The 16,624-nt window shown below is 61.3% G+C and carries 13 protein-coding genes; all 13 read right to left on the reverse strand.

What is annotated here, in order from left to right:
- Positions 1 to 167: 167 nt before the first annotated feature.
- The 13 genes from ACJ8OK_RS02850 to ACJ8OK_RS02910 all read right to left on the reverse strand — a co-directional run bounded on the left by ACJ8OK_RS02850 (position 168) and on the right by ACJ8OK_RS02910 (position 16,624).
- Positions 168 to 2,096 (reverse strand): type VI secretion system Vgr family protein, encoded by a 1,929-nt coding sequence (locus tag ACJ8OK_RS02850; protein WP_156865906.1) that lies wholly within the window; start codon positions 2,094 to 2,096, stop codon positions 168 to 170.
- Between the two features lie 142 nt (positions 2,097 to 2,238).
- Positions 2,239 to 3,684 carry a serine/threonine protein kinase gene (locus tag ACJ8OK_RS02855; protein ID WP_060559837.1) on the reverse strand — a complete coding sequence of 482 codons (1,446 nt, stop codon included), beginning with the start codon at positions 3,682 to 3,684 and terminating at the stop codon, positions 2,239 to 2,241.
- A 49-nt stretch (positions 3,685 to 3,733) separates the two neighbouring features.
- Positions 3,734 to 6,391 (reverse strand): type VI secretion system ATPase TssH, encoded by a 2,658-nt coding sequence (gene tssH / locus ACJ8OK_RS02860; protein WP_060559836.1) that lies wholly within the window; start codon positions 6,389 to 6,391, stop codon positions 3,734 to 3,736.
- A gap of 56 nt (positions 6,392 to 6,447) precedes the next feature.
- A complete protein-coding gene (gene tssG / locus ACJ8OK_RS02865; RefSeq protein WP_048324042.1) occupies positions 6,448 to 7,518 on the reverse strand; it encodes a type VI secretion system baseplate subunit TssG in 1,071 nt (356 codons plus the stop codon).
- On the reverse strand, positions 7,515 to 9,401 hold the full coding sequence (gene tssF / locus ACJ8OK_RS02870; protein ID WP_048324040.1) for a type VI secretion system baseplate subunit TssF: 1,887 nt from the start codon (positions 9,399 to 9,401) through the stop codon (positions 7,515 to 7,517). Before tssF ends, tssG begins: the two co-directional genes overlap by 4 nt.
- 4 nt (positions 9,402 to 9,405) lie before the next feature.
- Positions 9,406 to 9,981: a type VI secretion system baseplate subunit TssE gene (locus tag ACJ8OK_RS02875; RefSeq protein ID WP_004934985.1), complete on the reverse strand. Its 576-nt coding sequence runs from the start codon at positions 9,979 to 9,981 to the stop codon at positions 9,406 to 9,408.
- A 2-nt stretch (positions 9,982 to 9,983) separates the two neighbouring features.
- On the reverse strand, positions 9,984 to 10,805 hold the full coding sequence (locus ACJ8OK_RS02880) for a type VI secretion system accessory protein TagJ (RefSeq protein WP_442530377.1): 822 nt from the start codon (positions 10,803 to 10,805) through the stop codon (positions 9,984 to 9,986).
- 15 nt (positions 10,806 to 10,820) lie between these two features.
- Positions 10,821 to 11,807 carry a hypothetical protein gene (locus ACJ8OK_RS02885; protein ID WP_060559833.1) on the reverse strand — a complete coding sequence of 329 codons (987 nt, stop codon included), beginning with the start codon at positions 11,805 to 11,807 and terminating at the stop codon, positions 10,821 to 10,823.
- Between the two features lie 28 nt (positions 11,808 to 11,835).
- The gene (locus ACJ8OK_RS02890) at positions 11,836 to 12,609 is read right to left on the reverse strand and encodes a PP2C family protein-serine/threonine phosphatase (protein WP_311266039.1); all 774 of its coding nucleotides are present in this window, start codon (positions 12,607 to 12,609) and stop codon (positions 11,836 to 11,838) included.
- Positions 12,609 to 14,348, reverse strand: a complete 1,740-nt coding sequence (tagH, locus tag ACJ8OK_RS02895) for a type VI secretion system-associated FHA domain protein TagH (RefSeq protein WP_442530378.1) — start codon at positions 14,346 to 14,348, stop codon at positions 12,609 to 12,611. Before tagH ends, ACJ8OK_RS02890 begins: the two co-directional genes overlap by 1 nt.
- Positions 14,349 to 15,072: 724 nt before the next feature.
- Positions 15,073 to 15,408, reverse strand: coding sequence for a T6SS amidase immunity protein Tai4 family protein (locus ACJ8OK_RS02900; protein ID WP_228392524.1), 336 nt, complete (start codon positions 15,406 to 15,408; stop codon positions 15,073 to 15,075).
- A 69-nt stretch (positions 15,409 to 15,477) separates the two neighbouring features.
- The gene (locus ACJ8OK_RS02905) at positions 15,478 to 15,813 is read right to left on the reverse strand and encodes a T6SS amidase immunity protein Tai4 family protein (RefSeq protein WP_442530440.1); all 336 of its coding nucleotides are present in this window, start codon (positions 15,811 to 15,813) and stop codon (positions 15,478 to 15,480) included.
- A gap of 16 nt (positions 15,814 to 15,829) precedes the next feature.
- Complete coding sequence (locus ACJ8OK_RS02910) at positions 15,830 to 16,624, reverse strand: lysozyme inhibitor LprI family protein (RefSeq protein WP_033632728.1); 795 nt, start codon at positions 16,622 to 16,624, stop codon at positions 15,830 to 15,832.

Here is a 16,624-nt window from a genome sequence, read left to right on the forward strand (position 1 = left end):
TGAATCGATGGGCGGTACAGATTCAGCCCGTTGTGTTGGCTTAACGTCGGTGATTTTGCCGCCAGCCTATTCATCTCCTTGCCAAAAGGGGTTACAGCGGACGGCGTTTTTGCCGGTACTGCCGCCCGAGGGGCGGCGTTAACCGGCTTTCCTGGCGTACCAATTACCTACTCTTTAGGGAACAGCTGATCGACGGCGCTCTGGATCGCCGCCTGATGGCCGCCGCCCGGTGCGGCGGTGCGTGCGACGCCGCCGGGCTGGTTGAGATCCAGCTGGCCGCCGGTATTGATCGCGCCATCCTCTTTCACCGTGATATTGAAACTGGTGCCGGTGATGTTGATTTGGCCGTCCGCCAGCAGTTCGATCACGCTTTCGCCGCATTCGAGCCGCAGCGATTCGCCGGAGCCGAGGGTAAAGGCGTTGACTACGGCGTCGCTGCGCGTTTTGCCGGTCAGCGCGGAGGATTCACCTTTGACACCGGTCGCCTGATTGAGCACTACCCGTTTGATCTGGTTACCGCCCACCAGGTGGGTGTGGTCGTTAGCGATGGTGTGGCTCTCATCGTTTTTCACCTGGGTGTCCATGTTGCGTTCCGCCTGGATCCACACCTGTTCGGCGCCGGCCTTGTCTTCGAAGCGCAGGGCGTTGGCGTTGTCGGCGGTGCCGTCCTTGGTGCGGCTCATAAAGCCCATCTGGGTAGCGGCGGCCGGCAGCGCCCAGGGCGGCATGCTGGCTTCGTTATAGACGCGCCCGGTGACGATCGGCCGATCCGGATCGCCGTTGATAAAGTCCACCACCACTTCGTCGTTGACGCGCGGGATCTGCACGCCGCCGTAGCCCTGGCCGGCCCAGGCGCTGGAGACGCGCACCCAGCAGGAGCTGCCGTCGTCTTTTGGCCCGAAGCGATCCCAGTGGAACTTCACCTTGATACGGCCGTATTTGTCGGTCCAAATCGATTCGCCGGCCGGGCCGACCACCCGGGCGGTCTGCGGTCCGTGGGTTTTCGGCCAGGTAGCCTGCTGCGGTGGGTGCCAGGGCACGTCCGCCGGCAGCACGGTGAAGTCGATGCGGTGTTCGCTGCTCTGATCGTCGCCGCTGGCGTAGCGGTTCTCTTTCAGATGGTAGTTGGCCTGCAGCGTCAGATATTCGCGGTTGTCGTCGGCGTGCGGGGCGTTATACAACGTAAAGGTGCTGCCGGGGGCGATGCCCAACGCGGTGGCGGAGCCCCGAATTTGCTGATGCTCGGCCTGCCAGGCCTCCTGGCGCACGCGGGCGTAGAACTCGCCCTGCTGATGCTCGGTGTAGCGGCCCGGCCAGTCGTAAACGTCGATCTGCCCCGGCGTGGGTGAGACCGGGTTTTGCCGCGCTTGGAACAGCCAGGCGTTCGGCTTGCGAAAATCGTAGTCGTCCAGGCTGTAGATGCCCGGCGTGACGCGATCGGACAACGTCCACTGGCTGATGCCTTCCTCGCTGGTGCTGCCGCCAGACGGTGTCAGGTGGTAGGGGATCATCTCGTAGCCGGGATAGGGCTGGTGGTGGTGGGGCGCATCCCCGAGCACCAGCGTGTGTTTGCCCATCTCGTGTTTGAAATAGTAATAGATGCCCTCCAGCTCCATCAGGCGGCTGATGAAGTTGAAGCTGCTTTCGTTGTACTGCACGCAGTAGCCCCACAGGCGATAGTCGCCGGTCAGCTGATCTTCCAGCTGCACGTTGTGCTCCGCCAGCAGGGTCTTGACGATCTGCGGAACCGTCTGTTCCTGGAAGATGCGGAAGTTGCGGTCTTTGGTCATCGGCCACAGATCCGGCTGCACGTGCAGGTTATACACCGCGTAGCGCGTGCCGCCGATCTCTTCGCTGCTGACGGCGATGGCGGTGATCTTGCCGTTCAGGTAGCGCGGGGCGCTGAGAAAGCCCTGGGTCGGGATCTCCAGCGTCAGCGGTTGGCCGAGCAGCGCTTTGCGATCGAGCCGCGCGTCGGTGCTCAGCAATTCAATAGAGAAGTCGAAAGGAGTGGAAAGCGCTTCGATGCCGTCCAGCGAGCGGAACAGCAGTTGATCCTGGCCCAGCGGCGTGTGCGCAATAATGCGATCCAACATGAGAACATCCTCTGTGATTGACGTCATCCCCTGCATACTCCGGCCGTTGCAGCGGCTTTGCCGCGCGGCCAATGAGGGGGCGGTGGTGCGTCAGTCTCATGAAATAGGGAAAACCCCGCCGCGGCGGAGTTTCAGAACGGGATTAACCTGCGGTGGCCGGGTTGACCAGCCAGGTGCCGGCGGTGTCGATGCTGAGCTGCTGGCGGCGCAACCGATCGTTGTGGCGGATCTCCAACTGATAATGGCCCGGCGCCAGGTTCAGGCTGGCGAAGCCGTTTTCGCCCGGCGTCACCTGCTGCGGCTTGCCGTCGAGGCTGACCTGTTCGCCCGGCTGCAGTTTGAAGTACACCAGCGCCACCGGCTGCGGTGGCGGCGCCGCTTTTTCAGGTTCCGCCGCTGCAGGCTGCGCGGTTTGCGGCGCGCTCGGCTGCTCCGTCAGGGTTTTCTGCGCCGGTGACGCCACGGTGTTTTGGGCGACGGCCTGGGCATCGTCCTTGCCGCCGCTCAGCCAGGCGATCGCGCCGATCACCAGCAGCGCGGCGACGCCGGCGCCGGCCATCATCGGGCGCGAGAATTGGGTGCCGCGCGCGGTAACGGCGCCGGCGGCGGCCGCAGCGGCGGCCGGGTTGGCGGCGACCAGCAAGTTCTCCGGCGCGGCGGCCGGGGTGCTGATGATTTCGTTTTCATCGGCGATCGGCAGATGCAACAGCTCGGCCATTTCATCGATGGTCTGCGGGCGGTCTTCCGGCTTCAGCGCCAGCGCGCGATCGACGGTGCGCAACAGCTCCGGCGAGTAGCCGGCGGGGCGGCGCTCGGCCAGCGGCTGGTAGCTGTCTTCGATGCTGCGCACCACGCTGACCGGCGGCGGCGAACCGACGATCAGCGTGTGCAGCACGGCGCCGAGCGCGTAGATATCGGTCCACGGCCCCTGTTCGCCGTCGCTGTTCTCAGTGTACTGCTCGATCGGCGCGAAGCCCGGTTTGAGCATGATCTCCGTTTCGTCCGACAGGTTGCCGATCTCTTTGCGCGCCGACCCGAAGTCCAGCAGCACCGGCAGCTGGCTCTCCTGGATTTGGATGTTATCCAGCGAAATGTCGCGGTGCAGATAGCCTTCCTGATGGATGGTGTTGATGGCGCTGAACAGCGGCGGCAGCAGCCGACGGATCCACGCCTCGTCGATTTTTTCCGGCTGCTGCGCCTGCAGGTTTTTCAGCGTGGTGCCGCTGTAAAACTGGGTGCCCATATAGGCGGTGCCGTTCTCTTCCCAGAAGCGCAATACGTGCAGCAGGCCGGGATGCGAGAAGCGCGCCAGCAGACGCGCCTCCTGAATAAAGCTGTTCAGCCCGGCCTGGAAAGTTTTGCTGAAGCGCTCGCCGCGCAGCCCGATGCTGAGATCGTCGTTGCGTTTCGCCAGCGAGGTCGGCATGTACTCCTTGATGGCGATGGTGCGTTCCAGTTGGTGATCGTAAGCGCGGTAGACGATGCCGAAGCCGCCTTCGCCGATCGCTTCCTGGATCTCGAATTCGTTGAATCGATAGCCGCTCGGCAGGCTGTTCGAATTCGGTTTGGTTATCCCGGTTCCCGACATAGTGATGACTCTCTGTGTTCAAAGGGCCGCCGTCTCGGCGGCCGCGGCGTTATGCCTGAAATTGACAAATGAATTCGTGGTTCTGCAGCGCGATATGCAGCTGGCGATAGCGCTGGTCGTTGGCGCTGCCGGTCAGCAGGGTGTGGCTGATCTGCGGCAGCAGGGTGTTGGTCAGGATGGCGTCAACCATGCGGCCGCCGGACTCCACCTCGGTGCAGCGGCTGACGATCTGCTCGATGACCGCGTCGTCGAAGGTGCAGACGATGTCGTGATTCTCCGCCAGGCGGCGCTGAATGCGGCCCAACTGCAGGCGCACGATGTTGCCCAGCGTGGCATCGGTCAGCGGGTAATACGGCACCACCAGCAGACGGCCAAGCAAGGCGGCAGGGAACACCGACAGCAGCGGCTGGCGCAGCGCGCCGCTCAGCGCCTCCGGCTCCGGCAGCAGCTCCGGATCGCTGCACAGCCCGGCGATCAGATCGGTGCCGACGTTGGAGGTCAGAATGATGATGGTGTTGCGGAAATCGATATGACGGCCTTCGCCGTCCTCCATCCAGCCCTTGTCGAACACCTGGAAGAAGATCTCATGCACGTCCGGATGCGCCTTCTCGATCTCGTCCAACAGCACCACGCTGTATGGGCGGCGGCGCACCGCCTCGGTCAGCACGCCGCCTTCGCCGTAGCCGACATAGCCCGGTGGCGCGCCTTTCAGCGTCGAAACGGTGTGCGACTCCTGGAATTCGCTCATGTTGATGGTGATGACGTTCTGCTCGCCGCCGTACAGGGTTTCCGCCAGCGCCAGCGCGGTTTCGGTTTTGCCGACGCCGGAGGGCCCGGCCAGCAGGAACACCCCGACCGGCTTGTTCGGATCGTCCAGCCGCGCCCGTGAGGTGCGCACCCGGCGGGCGATCAGATCCAGCGCATGGCGTTGGCCGATCACGCGCTGGTTCAGGGTGTCGGAGAGTTGCAGCACCGCTTCAATCTCGTTTTTCACCATGCGGCCCAGCGGGATGCCGGTCCAGTCGGCCACCACCGCCGCCACGATGTTGGCGTCGACGGCGGCGAAGATCAGCGGCGCTTCGCCCTGCAGCGCGCTCAATTGCTGCTGCAGCTCGCCCAGTTGGGCGCGCAGCGCGTCGGCGTCAGGGCCCGCCTCCGTTTCTTCGCCGGCAGGCTCCTCCGCTTCCTGCCGGTGCAGCTGGGCGCGCAGCGTGATGATCTCTTGGATCAGCGTCAGCTCTTGCTGCCAGCGCTCGGTCAGTTGTTCGAGCTCCAGGCGCAGCGCGGTCAGCTGAGCTTCAATCTCCTGCGGGCGCAGGGGATCGCCGATGCCGACCTTGGCCTCGCGGCGGGCGATATCCAATTCGATCTGCAGCGCATCGATGCGATGGCGGCAGTCTTCAACCTGGGCGGGCTCGGCGTGTTGGCTGACCGCCACGCGCGCGCAGGCGGTATCCAGCAGCGCCACCGCCTTGTCCGGCAACTGGCGGGCCGGAATATAGCGATGGGACAGCCGCACCGCGGCATCCACCGCTTCATCCAGCAGCAGCACGCGGTGGTGTTGCTCCAGCGGGCTGACGGTGCTGCGCAGCATCAGCAGCGCTTTGTCTTCGCTCGGTTCGTGCACCTGCACCACCTGGAAACGGCGGGTGAGCGCCGGGTCTTTCTCGATGTATTTCTTGTATTCCGACCAGGTGGTGGCGCCAATGGTGCGCAGTTGGCCGCGCGCCAGCGCCGGTTTCAGCAGGTTGGCGGCGTCGCCGGTGCCCTGGGCGCCGCCGGCGCCGATCAGGGTGTGAATTTCGTCGATAAACAGGATGATTGGCGTCGGGCTGGACTGCACTTCGTCGATCACCGCCTGCAGCCGTTTTTCAAACTCGCCCTTAACGCCGGCGCCGGCCTGCAGCATGCCGATGTCCAACAGGCACAGCTTCACGTCGCGCAGCTGCGGCGGCACGTCGCCAGCCACGATGCGCAGCGCCAGGCCCTCCACCACCGCGGTTTTGCCGACGCCGGCCTCGCCGGTCAGCAGTGGGTTGTTCTGGCGGCGGCGCATCAGGATATCGATGATTTGCCGGATCTCTTCATCGCGGCCGGCCACCGGGTCGATCTCGCCGTCGCGCGCTCTGGCGGTCAGATCCTGGGCATACTGCGCCAGCACGCTTTCACCGCTGCGCGCCGCGCCGGATGCGTTCTCGGCGCGGCTTTCCGCCGGCGCATCCTCGGCGTTTTCCGCCGAGTGAGCGGTAATGGCGGCGAACTGCTCCATCAACAGATCGGTGTTGATGCGCTCGAACTGCGGGGAAATGGCCTTCAGCAGATGGCGCAGGCTGTAGGTTTTCAGAATGCCGAGCAGCAGGTGGCCGCCGCGGATGCGCGCCGCGCCGAATTTCAATGAGCCATAGACCCAGGCGCGTTCTACCGCGCTGTCGATGTGCTCGGACAGATCGGAGATGGCGCTGGCGCCGCGCGGCAGGCGATCGAGCGCCTCGACGATGTCGCGCGCCAGCTGCGCCTCGTCCAACGCGAAGTGGCGGACGATCTGCTGCAGATCGCCGTCCGGCGATTGCATCAGCTGATGCAGCCAGTGCGCCAGTTCGACGTAGGGGTTACCGCGCAGCTTGCAAAACGCCGTCGCACTTTCCAGAGAGGTGAATAACAGGCTATCCAGTTTGCCAAATAATACCGAGCGGCTGATTTCAGACATGGTTTTCCTCAGGTCTCAGGGTGGCCTGGCGCCGCAGGGCGCCAGCCGAAATAGGGTCAGAACGGGTTTTCCAGCGGTTCAGGGCTGAAGATCAGATCGTCGAGATCGCGCTGTCGCCGATGGTCGGCCAGCCAACTGCTCAGGCCCAATCGCTGCGCGCCGCCGAGCTGGATGCCGTGCGCCTGTTCCTTCGCCAGGATCAGGCGCACTTCCCAGACGAACTCGATGCCCAGATATTGGCGCACCCAGTCGCGCAGTTGCCGGCACAGATCGGCGCCCGGCAAGAAACGGTCATAGTCCTGCTGCGGCATCGGCCCCAGCTCGATGCGGAACTTGTGCTGGATATCGCGCACCGCGATGCCGAGAAAGGCCGACTCGCCGAGCCGCGGCGCGCCGCGTCCGGCCTTGAGCCGCGCCTGCTCGCGCGGCTCCACCCGCAGCCAGTGCGGCACGTTTTCGACGATGCGCACCGGCACCTTGAAATACTGCTGCAAAATCTTGCTCAGGCCTTCCGGATCGCGGCTGTGGCGAATCAGATGACCGGCCATAAAATGCTTGGCGTGGGCGTTGATGCTGTCGCGCTCTTGCTGCGCCGGCTGGCCGATGCCGATCAGGCTCGACAGGTACTCGTCGAAGCGCCGGTTGTCCGGGCGATCCAGCGATACCGTCGGCTGCGCGTCGGCCCAGGCGCGGTAAAACAGCAGCGTCAGGCGGTGATGGAACAGGTTGGTGAACGCCAGCAGGGTGGTGTCCTGATGGTGATACACCCGTTCGCGCACGTATTCGGTCAGGTGCAGCGGCAGCGGCCCGTTGGGGCCGAACAGGCCGAAACTGAAGATCGAAACGTCGTGCAGCGGGCCGTTGGCGCGCGGCGTCACCTGCGCCAGCGTGGAGGGCGCGAACGACAGCGACGGCTCCTGGCCCAGGCGCAGCATCTCGTGGCGCGGCAGCGGCGCGCGCCCCAGCAGGTAGGGCTGGCCGCCCTGGGCGTCGATGCGCCGCAGCAGCTGAAACAGATCGTGTTTGTAAGGCGCGCTGCGCAGCCGCGGCCAGAAGTCGTCCGGCAGGCGATACAGCGCGTTGATCTGCGGCGGCGCCAGTTCGGTGGCGATCATTTCCGCGCTCATATCAGCGTCCTTTTGCCCATGCGCGCCTGCCAGTGGGCGATTTCGCCGCGCTGCTGGCTGGAGAGCGTCATCTCGGTGAAGGTGTTCATCGCCACCAGGCGCGAGAACAGGCGCTCCAGCACGCTGCCGAGCAGGTAAGGGCTGTTGCCGGAGAACGCCTGCTCATCGACCGTCAGATCGATGGCGATGCCGCGCGCGAATACGATGGGACCGGGCTCTGGCACACGCCGATAGACCGGCCGCAGGTTGCAGTGGCGCACGCCCTGGATCTGTTTGGCGATCGCCGGTTCGCTCAGGTTGCCGTACAGCCCCAGCAGCTGGCGCAGGCTGGCGGCGCCCTGTTCCGGATCGCCGTCCATCATGCTGAGGTAGTTCAGCTGCAGCTGGCTGATCAGCCGCCAGGTGATCATCCCTTCGGCCAGCGCCGGGCGCGGCGGGGTGGGGCCTTTGCGCAGCGAGACCTGCTTGATCGGGATCGAATCGGGCATCACGAAGTTGCCCTGATCCTGTTGCAACAGCATCAACGGCAGGTCGCGGCTGGTGCACAGCACGTCGGCGGTGAGGTATTTCAGATCGCTGTGCCACGGCGATTGCCGTTCGTCCACCAACGACACGAACACTTCCGAACCGGCATAACCGGTGCGGGTGCCGTAGCGGCGGGCGTGTTCCGACAGGGTGCGCTGTTCGCGCCGCAGCGAGAAGTAGGCGCCATAGTTGCCATCGTCCGCGCTCAGGGTGCTGTAAAACGGCCGAAACTCTTGCTCGTAGCGTTTTTCGCTGGCGCTGCCGCCGAGCCGCTGCACCGAAAACACTTCGTAATCCAGCGGCCGGATATTGTCGACCACCAGATGGTATTCGTGGTTTTTTTCGTTGATCGCGATGCGTTCGGCGACCTTCGGAAACAGGTTGATCACCGGCGTGCAGTGCAGCGCCAAATGGGCGGCGTCGACCACCCGTTCCAGCGCGGCGTCGTGCCGATCCAGCAGCACCACGATCTCGAACTGGCGCAGCGCCTTTTTCCCTTCGCGCACGCTTTGCAGCAGCGGGCGCAGGCCGTTGACGCTGAAGAACTGGAAGCGCGCCGGGAAGGCGAAGTACTCCTGCAGCAGCCGGTAGCCTTCGAAGTTGCGCAGGTCGTTGGGCAGCAGCGCCTGTTCGGCGGCGAAGCCCTCCTGCCGCAGCCCGTCCAGCGCCAGCGCGCGCCGCTGCGGCTGCGCCTCCACCGTTTGGCAGACAAGCCCGACGCTGTGCTGCATCAGCAGTTCCAGCAGCTGCTGCGCCTGCATGTCCGGCCCGGCCAGATAAAACATCAGCTGGTCCAGCTGCAGGTTGTTGAGCGTCACGCTTTCGTAGCACTCGAGGCGAATGCGCAGCGCGCTGACGCAGCCGCTGTGCTGCAGCCCCAGCGAGGCCAGCGGAATATCGGCCGGAATGCCGCCCAGCTCGACGCCGGCGATGCGCACCGGCTGCAGCGTGACGTCATGCGCCGTGGTGTAACTGCAGGTGATGCCGCTTTTCTTCAGCGTCTGGCTGTCCATCATGGTGCCGCGCGGCACCACGAAGCCGTTGCTGATATCGCCCTTGCTGCTGTCCGGCTGCAGTTCGGCGATCGCCATCGACGGCGTCGGCGACAGGTAGTTGGGGTAGATGATCTCCAGCAAGCGCTGAGAAAAACGCGGGAACTCGGCGTCCATTTTCAACTGCACGCGCGAGGTGAGGAAGGCGAAGCCTTCCATCAGGCGCTCGATATAAGGGTCCGCCACGTCGATGCCGCGCATGCCGAGACGGCCCGCGACCTTCGGGTACTGTTCGGCGAACTCGGCGCCCATCTCACGCAGATAGGCCAGCTCGCGGTTGTAATAATCTAACAGTTTACTGTCCATCGCCTTACCCTATGTCTTTCAGATCGAAGTGGCCGTTTTCCAGATCCACGTCGGTACGGAACAGAAACTCCAGCGGATAGGGCACGCACCACAGGCGGCCCTTGATTTCGATCGACAGCACGTTGTGCAGCTCCAGCGAGCCGGTATCCGAGATGCAGCGCACCTGCAGCCCCTCGGGCAAAATGCGCGGCTCGAAATGGAGAATGGATTCGGTCAGCGCGCGCTGAATGTCGAGCCATTCGATGTCCGACATGCGCTTGCCCGCCAGCGAGGCGATGCCGTAATTCAGGGTGGAGCGCCGCACCTGCGGAAAATCGCCGAGATCCAGATTGGATTCGCTGTTGACGCAGTTGAATAGCCACTGCAGATCGCGCAATACCCGGCGGCGCAGCTCGCTGTGCGACACTAGGTTGCGCACCTGCGCCTCCTGCTTTTTCTGCGGTTCGTCGTCGGTCAGCATATCGAGCAGCACCGGCTGCATTTTGTCGCGCGAGGTCAGGCGTTCGCTGTCCTGACGATAGCGATAGCCCTGGTGGCGCAGATCGCCGCCGTCGTAGTGGGGTGGGCGCTTATCGTTCATGGTCAGACGCTCGCGTCGAAGCTCAGCTGCCGCAGGCTGTGCAGTGGGAATTCATCGCTTTCGCTGAGCCAGGTTTTCAGGCCCAGCCCCGCATAGTGGGTGCCGTCGCCCAGCGGTTGCCATTCGGTGCGTTTGCCGAGCAGCAGCGCGTCGTCGCTGCCTTCGGGCAGCGGGTAACGGGCGGGCAGTTGGCACACCTGTTCGCGGCCATCGGTCAGGCGCACCAGCGCATGGCTCCACACCAGGTCGATGGCGCTCTGCGGCGCCTGAAACTGGATCGCGGCGATGTCGGCAAACGGCAGCCAGTAGTAAACGCCGTTCAGCGCCAGTTCGCATACTGGCCCGAGGCGGCCGTCACCGTCGGTCAGCCAGTCGAAACGCAGCTGCCGTTCTTGTTCGCCTTCGGCCAGCGTTAACCGCCCGGCGCCGGCCGGGGCGGCCTCCAGCGCTTCATCGCGCAGCGCCTGGGCCTGTTCGGCCGCCCCTTGCACATCCTGATGCAGCGCCTGCACCATCAGTTTCAGCCAAGGCTGATCCTGCCGCAGCAGCGCCGGCGCGGCCGTGCCGGCAAACACCGCCTGGCGTTGCAGCTCGGCGTTGACTGACTGCATCAGCAGCAGCGTGGTCGGTTGGGCGATCGGTTTCAGCGCCTGCCAGGATTTCAGCTGCGCGTTGGCGCGCGTCCAGTTGCCGCTCAGGCACAGCAGTTGCACCAGCGCGGCGCGCAGGTCGGCATCCGCCGGTTTCGCCTTGATATCGTTTTCGACGGCGGTGATGGCCGCGCCGATCGACTGGCCTTGCAGCATGCTTGCTAATGATTTCACAGGCTTTCCTTATAATCAGTGAGTGGCGCCGTTAACCGACAGGTAGCTGCCGCTGGCAGGATCAACGCGGTCTGCGGCCAGCTTTTCCACCAGTTTGAAAGTCAGCGGGGCGGGGGCGCTCAGCAGCGGCTGCCAGGCGGTTTGCGCCTGCTGCACGCGCTGTTTGATCTTGTTCTCGTCGGCGGCGTCGACGCGCGGCATTTCAACGATCGCTTCACCGTTAAACGCCCAGGCGTGCAGCTTCGGTTCGAAGTTCAGCAGCAGGAAGCTGCCCGGCGCCTGCGGGTTGCCGCCCAAAATGAGCCGTTGGGCGTTGGCGCTGACGACGGTCAGCGCGCGATCGCCGCCGTTAACCTGCGCCAGCGGGTAACCTTGCAGGAACCACAGCGTCGGTGAGAGGGTTTGGCCGCCCTGTTGCAGCGTGACCGCGCCGCTGCCCTGCAGCCAGCCGTCCTCGCCGCAGCGCAGCGCGGCGCCGGCGGGAATGAACAGCGAGCCGCCGTTGGCCTCGTCACGCCAGAAGGTGCGGAAGTGGCAGCCCTGCGGCAGGCTGAAACGCTGAGCCGGCGCGCTGTCCGCCTGCGGAGAAGTCACGGCCACCGCCGCAGGGATCGCCGGTTGCGGCGGGGTTTCCTGCGGCTCGGAGGCCTCTTGTTTGACCACCGGTTTCCAGCCGCGCGTTTTGGCGGCTTCGCCGCTGGCCAGTTTCTCTCCGCGCTTGTCGGTCAGCGTCCAGGGCAGGTGGCCGGTTTTCGGGCACTGCTTTTCCAACAGATTGCCGACGCGCGGCAGAAAGTCGTTCAGCACCGCCGGATCCTGGCTTTGCGCCGAGACGATACGCAGCGGGATGCTTTTGCCGCACCAGCTTGCCGGATTGCTGTTTTTGACGTCATCGATAAACACTTCCAGCTTCTGGCTGGGGGAGTAAACCAGGCGATAGTTCATCGCCTGCGCGGTCGGCACCGCCATCAGGGCGACGAGCCCCGGCATCCAATATTTCATAGTGAACCTTGCTGTGAATGTGCGCTGCTCAGTCGCGGCTCAGAAACCGTTCCGCATCCGCCAGCGAATGCAGCAGGGTGGTTTCCTGCGGTGAGCCAATCCAGACGGCGATAGCGCTGTAGTTATCGCTGTTATTGTTTTTCTTCCATGCCTGCTGCATCAGGGCGATCCACTCGCTGGGGGAGTTGACCATGTGCAGCGACTGTTCCAGTTCGGTCTGGCTGAAGCTGTGCCAGAAGCCGTCGGTGCACAGCAGGAAAACGTCGCCGTCTTCCAGCTGCAGCACGTCGCTGTAGGTGGCGTCGCGCTCTTCGTTGAGCCCCAGCGCGAAATACAGCAGGTTGCTGTTGATGCCGTTGGTCTGGTAGCCGGCGTCCTGCATCTGTCGGATCAGGCTGTGGTCGGTGGTGACGGCATGCAGGTAGCCGCGGCGGAACAGGTACAGACGGCTGTCGCCGGCGTGCGCCCAGTAGGCCAGCTGGTAATCGCGATCGATAAACAGACTGACCAGCGTGGTGCCCATCTTGCTGTATTCGTCCGACTGCCGCTGCTGCTGGTGGATGGCGGCGTTGGCGCTGGTAATGTGCTGACGAATGCTCTGGGCGTTCAGGTGCTTTTCGCCGTCGAAGTTTTGCAAAATGGTGTCGCGTGCCAGTTTGGCGGCGATATCGCCGCCCGGAAAACCGGCGATGCCGTCGCACACCACGAAGCAGGCGGCGCGGTTGCCGAGCACCTCGCCGGTCTGATCCTGGTTGGAGGCGCGGCCGCCCTGGTTGGAGGTAGAGGCTATGGTGATATTCATTACGCGTCCGGTTTGGTCTGTGAGTCTTTGTATTGATTCACTTCAACGTCATAGGCGTGCAGGAAGGCTTCGCCGAACAGGGTGTGGAAATCGTCCTCGATTTCGCCGGAGGTTTGCTGATAGTTCTTCACGAAGTAGTCCCACAGCGCGGCCTTGCGGTTGGCGGGCAGCGACAGACGCGGCGCCACGCCTTCCTTGCGCGCTTCTTCTTCGAGACGCTCCGGGTTAAACGACTGCAGCATGGCGGCGATGATGGCGCGAATACCGGCGATCATCCCCAACTGGTGCGCCTGCAGGTCGATCAGCGCGTCGCGCACCGCCTGCTCCGGCGGCATAAAGCCCGGCATCTGGCTGCCGAACATCTGCATCAGCACCGTTTTGCCCGAAGGCAGCAACTTGAACGGGTTGTTGGCTTCATCGAGGATCATGGTCATCTCGGCCTTCACGCCGCGCTTGAGGATCGAGCGGGATGAGAGCAGGGCGACGGTGCCTTGCGAGAATAGGCTCAGCAGGCGGCCGGCCAGGCGGATCTGTTGTTCGTCGAAATGCGGCTGCGGCTGCAGATCGTCGAGACCGATGCCTTGCAGCAGCGCCGCCAGCAACGGTCCTTCCAAGGTGTCGCCATTCGGCGCGGCGGCGTGCTGCCGCTGGGCAGACTGGTAGGCAACCGGATCGATGCCCAGGCGGTTGCCCTGGCGCGGACGCGGCGGCTGCGCAGGCGGCTCCTGCGGGCTGAACTGCGGCGCGGGTTGGGATTGCGGTTCGGGCATCTGCACGGGCGGCGGCGTTGGCTGAGGGCGCGGCGCTACCGGCTGTGCGGCGGCCGGAGCCGGTGCTGGCGGCGGGGACGGCGGCAGTACCGCTTCCTCCGGCTGAGCCAGCGGCACGGCGCCGCCCATCAGCAGCCCCAGCGGATCGTTGCTGTTCAGCGTCTCTGGCGAAGCGGGCGCGGATGAGCCGCCGAACAGCGCCAGCGGATCCAGCTCTTGCTCCGGTTGCTGCGCATTTCGGACCGGTGTTGCCGGACGCGTCGGCGCAGCCTGCTCCGCCAGCAGCGCGCTGGGGGTGGTGTCGGCCAGAATGTGTTCGCGTTCAAAAGTGGTGTCGGTATTGAACAGCGCCGCCGGATCGGTTTGCTGTTGCTGCAGTTGGCGCAGATCGACCTCGCCCGCCAGCTGCGCCAGCGGATCGGCCGGGTTCAGCTCGCGAGTGGAGGTATCCAGCAGCGGATGATTATCCGGGCTGGCGACCGGCGGCGGTGCGGCGGCCGCCGGCGCGTTCGGCGTAAACTCTTCCACCAGGCTGTCCCAGATTTCGTTGGGGATTGGCGCGGCGGATGGTTCTTTGGCAGCGGTAACAGGGGCTGCCGCCGCAGCAACGGCGGCGACCTTGGCCACCGGTTGAGCCTGTGGCGCGGCGTGTTGCTGCAGCGCGCTGACTTCAATCTGGTAATCGTCGATGCCGAGCACGTCGCCATCCTGCAATTCAACCTGGCGGCCGCGCTCCAGCGGAATGTCGTTAAGCAGCACGCGGGTGACGTTGCCGCGGTTGGTGATGCGGCATTCGCCGTCAGCGGAAATATGCACGATAGCCTGCAGGCGGGAAATGGCGCGCTCTTCGTCCGGCAGCACCAGGTTGTTGTCCACGCTGCGGCCGATGGTGCCGCCCGGCGGCAGAAAATCGCAACTGCTCTGCGGCGGAACCTGGCCGCTTTTATTTTTTACAATGGAAAATCGCATAAGGCATTCCTGCTGATTAGATCTTATGGCCAGACAGTGGAACTCGATAACTGGATGAGTTTGACTTAATTTCTTTCCTAAGAGAGATCTTTGAATGTGAGTGACTAATTTTTGGGTTAACGCATTATATGATCGAAAACTTCAATGTAATAACGTGAGGCTGTATATGTCAGGTGATGCCTTTGCTATTATTCGCATTATTCTTAGTATTTCTTTTGTAATAGAGGTTAGTTGGTAATTGAGATAGGTAAGTAAGGGCGAATATAATACTGGCGTACCACACCTCATCATAGTCTTGAAATTTTATATTGAGCATTGGATCTAGTATCTCAGAACCATAGTTAAACACTAAACCCTGGATGATGCTTGCAAATAAATTCACTATGGTAGCCATCACAAAAAGAGAATAGGATTTTTATTGTTGGTTTTTTGTTTTAGGTGATAAAGCCCGACAAATACTAAGACTGACAGGAAAAAGTATAAAAACACAAATGAGTAAGAGTAGGTGGAAAGTGTGACGTCATCGATCACTGTTTTTTTCCTTATCCCAATGCTCTAAAATTCCATATGGTTTGTACTGAGTAATAGAAAGCCAAGGAATATTTTCCCAATGACTGATGATTAATGGTGCTGGTATATTTTCAAGTAATAAATTATAAGTGATAAAAATGTAATTAATTTGAGGATGATGGCTGCAAAAAAATGAATTCTATCACTGCGGCTATTACTTTGAGTAACGTTCAAAAATGGTATCAGCTTCACTGGCGTTCTGCAGTGAAAGACAATCTAAAGTATAGTAAGTCCCCTGAACTGAGCCTTGGCTATTTTTATTGGCGTACTGTTCAGCCAGCTTTTCGCCTTGTTCGAATGCATCCATCGGCAGTTTACTCAATTCTAAATAGGCGGAAGCGGAACGGAAGGCGTCTTGTTTGGTTTTTTCTAAGTCAGTGGACTTCCCAATGCAACGGCTGACTAACCAATTTTTATATAGTGCCTCTTGCGATAAAGCATTGAGCGAGTTTTCAGCAAGGACTACATGGCTTCCGAGCAGCAGAGACATTAAAAAGTACGTGTATCTTCTCATTCGAGATAACCTTTGATATGAGCCGTCGTTTGAGCAACTCTGATATCAGCTGTCGTCTTTCCCTTGGTACTTCTTGATGATGGCTTGCAGCTCTTGGCTGTGTACAAGATCGATGCACTTGGTCATCGTCATCGGCTTCCCAGACATGCTGTCATAGGGCTTTGCCAGAAATTCTTTTGCCAGCGCCCTGACGGCGGTGTGTGCCTCCAGAGAGTAATCGCCGAACTCCATGTAACCCCGAGCAGCGGCGGCGGCATCGTTTTTGACTTCTTTTGCTGAGTACCCCTCGGCGATGCAAACGCTAAGCGCGTAGTTTTTGAGGTACTCAGCAGGGGAATACTTTCCGTTGGCGGAAGCTTCAGTATTCAATACCGCCAACATGAGTAGGAATACAGTTTTAATCGTATGATGTGAGTTCATCGATTCGTTTTTGCATGGTATCGGCCAGGCAGTCTTTGTCATCACGGCATTTATCCCTTTGCAGTAACCAAGATTTTTGCGTGCTGTTTAAAGTGGCTACCAGTTTTTTATCTCCTGCATCGGCCGCCTGCTTTTTTGCCAACAGCCAAGCTTGAGAAACGCTTTTGTCATAGGCGGATAAATTGAAGTCTGAGCAGATAGTTTTTTCAACAACGCTTGTAGATTTAGCACAGTCGAAAGACGCTGCAGGTTTAGGATCTTTCGGTAACCGTTCTAATTGCAGTAGCGAACCATCGTACCAATTAACCAGCATTTTTTGTGGATTGAGAGCGGCAAAGCTGGAGCCTGCACCATTATCGGCTGGGCCGAATGATCCGGAGTGACAAGCGATCTTGAAAAGAGAGACTTCTGCTTGGCCGTTTTCTTTCAATGCATAGTTTTTAGCCGAGATGCTTTTATCTCCGCCCATCGACTTGCCGATGAATTGATTTAGCGTGCTTCTCTCAATAGTTAAGGTTGGCGCTGTGCAGACGTCTTTTTCCGGCAGATTATTTTCTATTGATTGAGCGGAAATATTGATCACTCTTCCTAGTAATCGAGGGTCGTTAAATTGATAGCTAAGCGTGCGGGTAGTCTCATTGTCTATGTTGACCTGAGTCACTTGCCATAAGCCATCAATAGTTGATGATGTTGGGGCATTAACGTTTTTTTCTGCTGCACATGCAGTAAGTGAGAAAAATACGCTACTAATTAAAAATGCAGATAATTTCAT

The organism is Serratia sp. CY71090 (assembly GCF_052166845.1).
Classification (GTDB): domain Bacteria; phylum Pseudomonadota; class Gammaproteobacteria; order Enterobacterales; family Enterobacteriaceae; genus Serratia; species Serratia nematodiphila.

Coding starts and splice junctions, on each gene's coding strand:
- ACJ8OK_RS02910 (WP_033632728.1), bottom strand. CDS start 16,624: ATGAAATTATCTGCATTTTTAATTAGTAGCGTATTTTTCTCACTTACT.
- tagH (WP_442530378.1), bottom strand. CDS start 14,348: ATGCGATTTTCCATTGTAAAAAATAAAAGCGGCCAGGTTCCGCCGCAG.
- tssH (WP_060559836.1), bottom strand. CDS start 6,391: ATGTCTGAAATCAGCCGCTCGGTATTATTTGGCAAACTGGATAGCCTG.
- tssF (WP_048324040.1), bottom strand. CDS start 9,401: ATGGACAGTAAACTGTTAGATTATTACAACCGCGAGCTGGCCTATCTG.
- ACJ8OK_RS02900 (WP_228392524.1), bottom strand. CDS start 15,408: ATGTCTCTGCTGCTCGGAAGCCATGTAGTCCTTGCTGAAAACTCGCTC.
- ACJ8OK_RS02885 (WP_060559833.1), bottom strand. CDS start 11,807: ATGAAATATTGGATGCCGGGGCTCGTCGCCCTGATGGCGGTGCCGACC.
- ACJ8OK_RS02855 (WP_060559837.1), bottom strand. CDS start 3,684: ATGTCGGGAACCGGGATAACCAAACCGAATTCGAACAGCCTGCCGAGC.
- ACJ8OK_RS02890 (WP_311266039.1), bottom strand. CDS start 12,609: ATGAATATCACCATAGCCTCTACCTCCAACCAGGGCGGCCGCGCCTCC.
- ACJ8OK_RS02875 (WP_004934985.1), bottom strand. CDS start 9,981: ATGAACGATAAGCGCCCACCCCACTACGACGGCGGCGATCTGCGCCAC.
- tssG (WP_048324042.1), bottom strand. CDS start 7,518: ATGAGCGCGGAAATGATCGCCACCGAACTGGCGCCGCCGCAGATCAAC.
- ACJ8OK_RS02850 (WP_156865906.1), bottom strand. CDS start 2,096: ATGTTGGATCGCATTATTGCGCACACGCCGCTGGGCCAGGATCAACTG.
- ACJ8OK_RS02905 (WP_442530440.1), bottom strand. CDS start 15,813: ATGTTGGCGGTATTGAATACTGAAGCTTCCGCCAACGGAAAGTATTCC.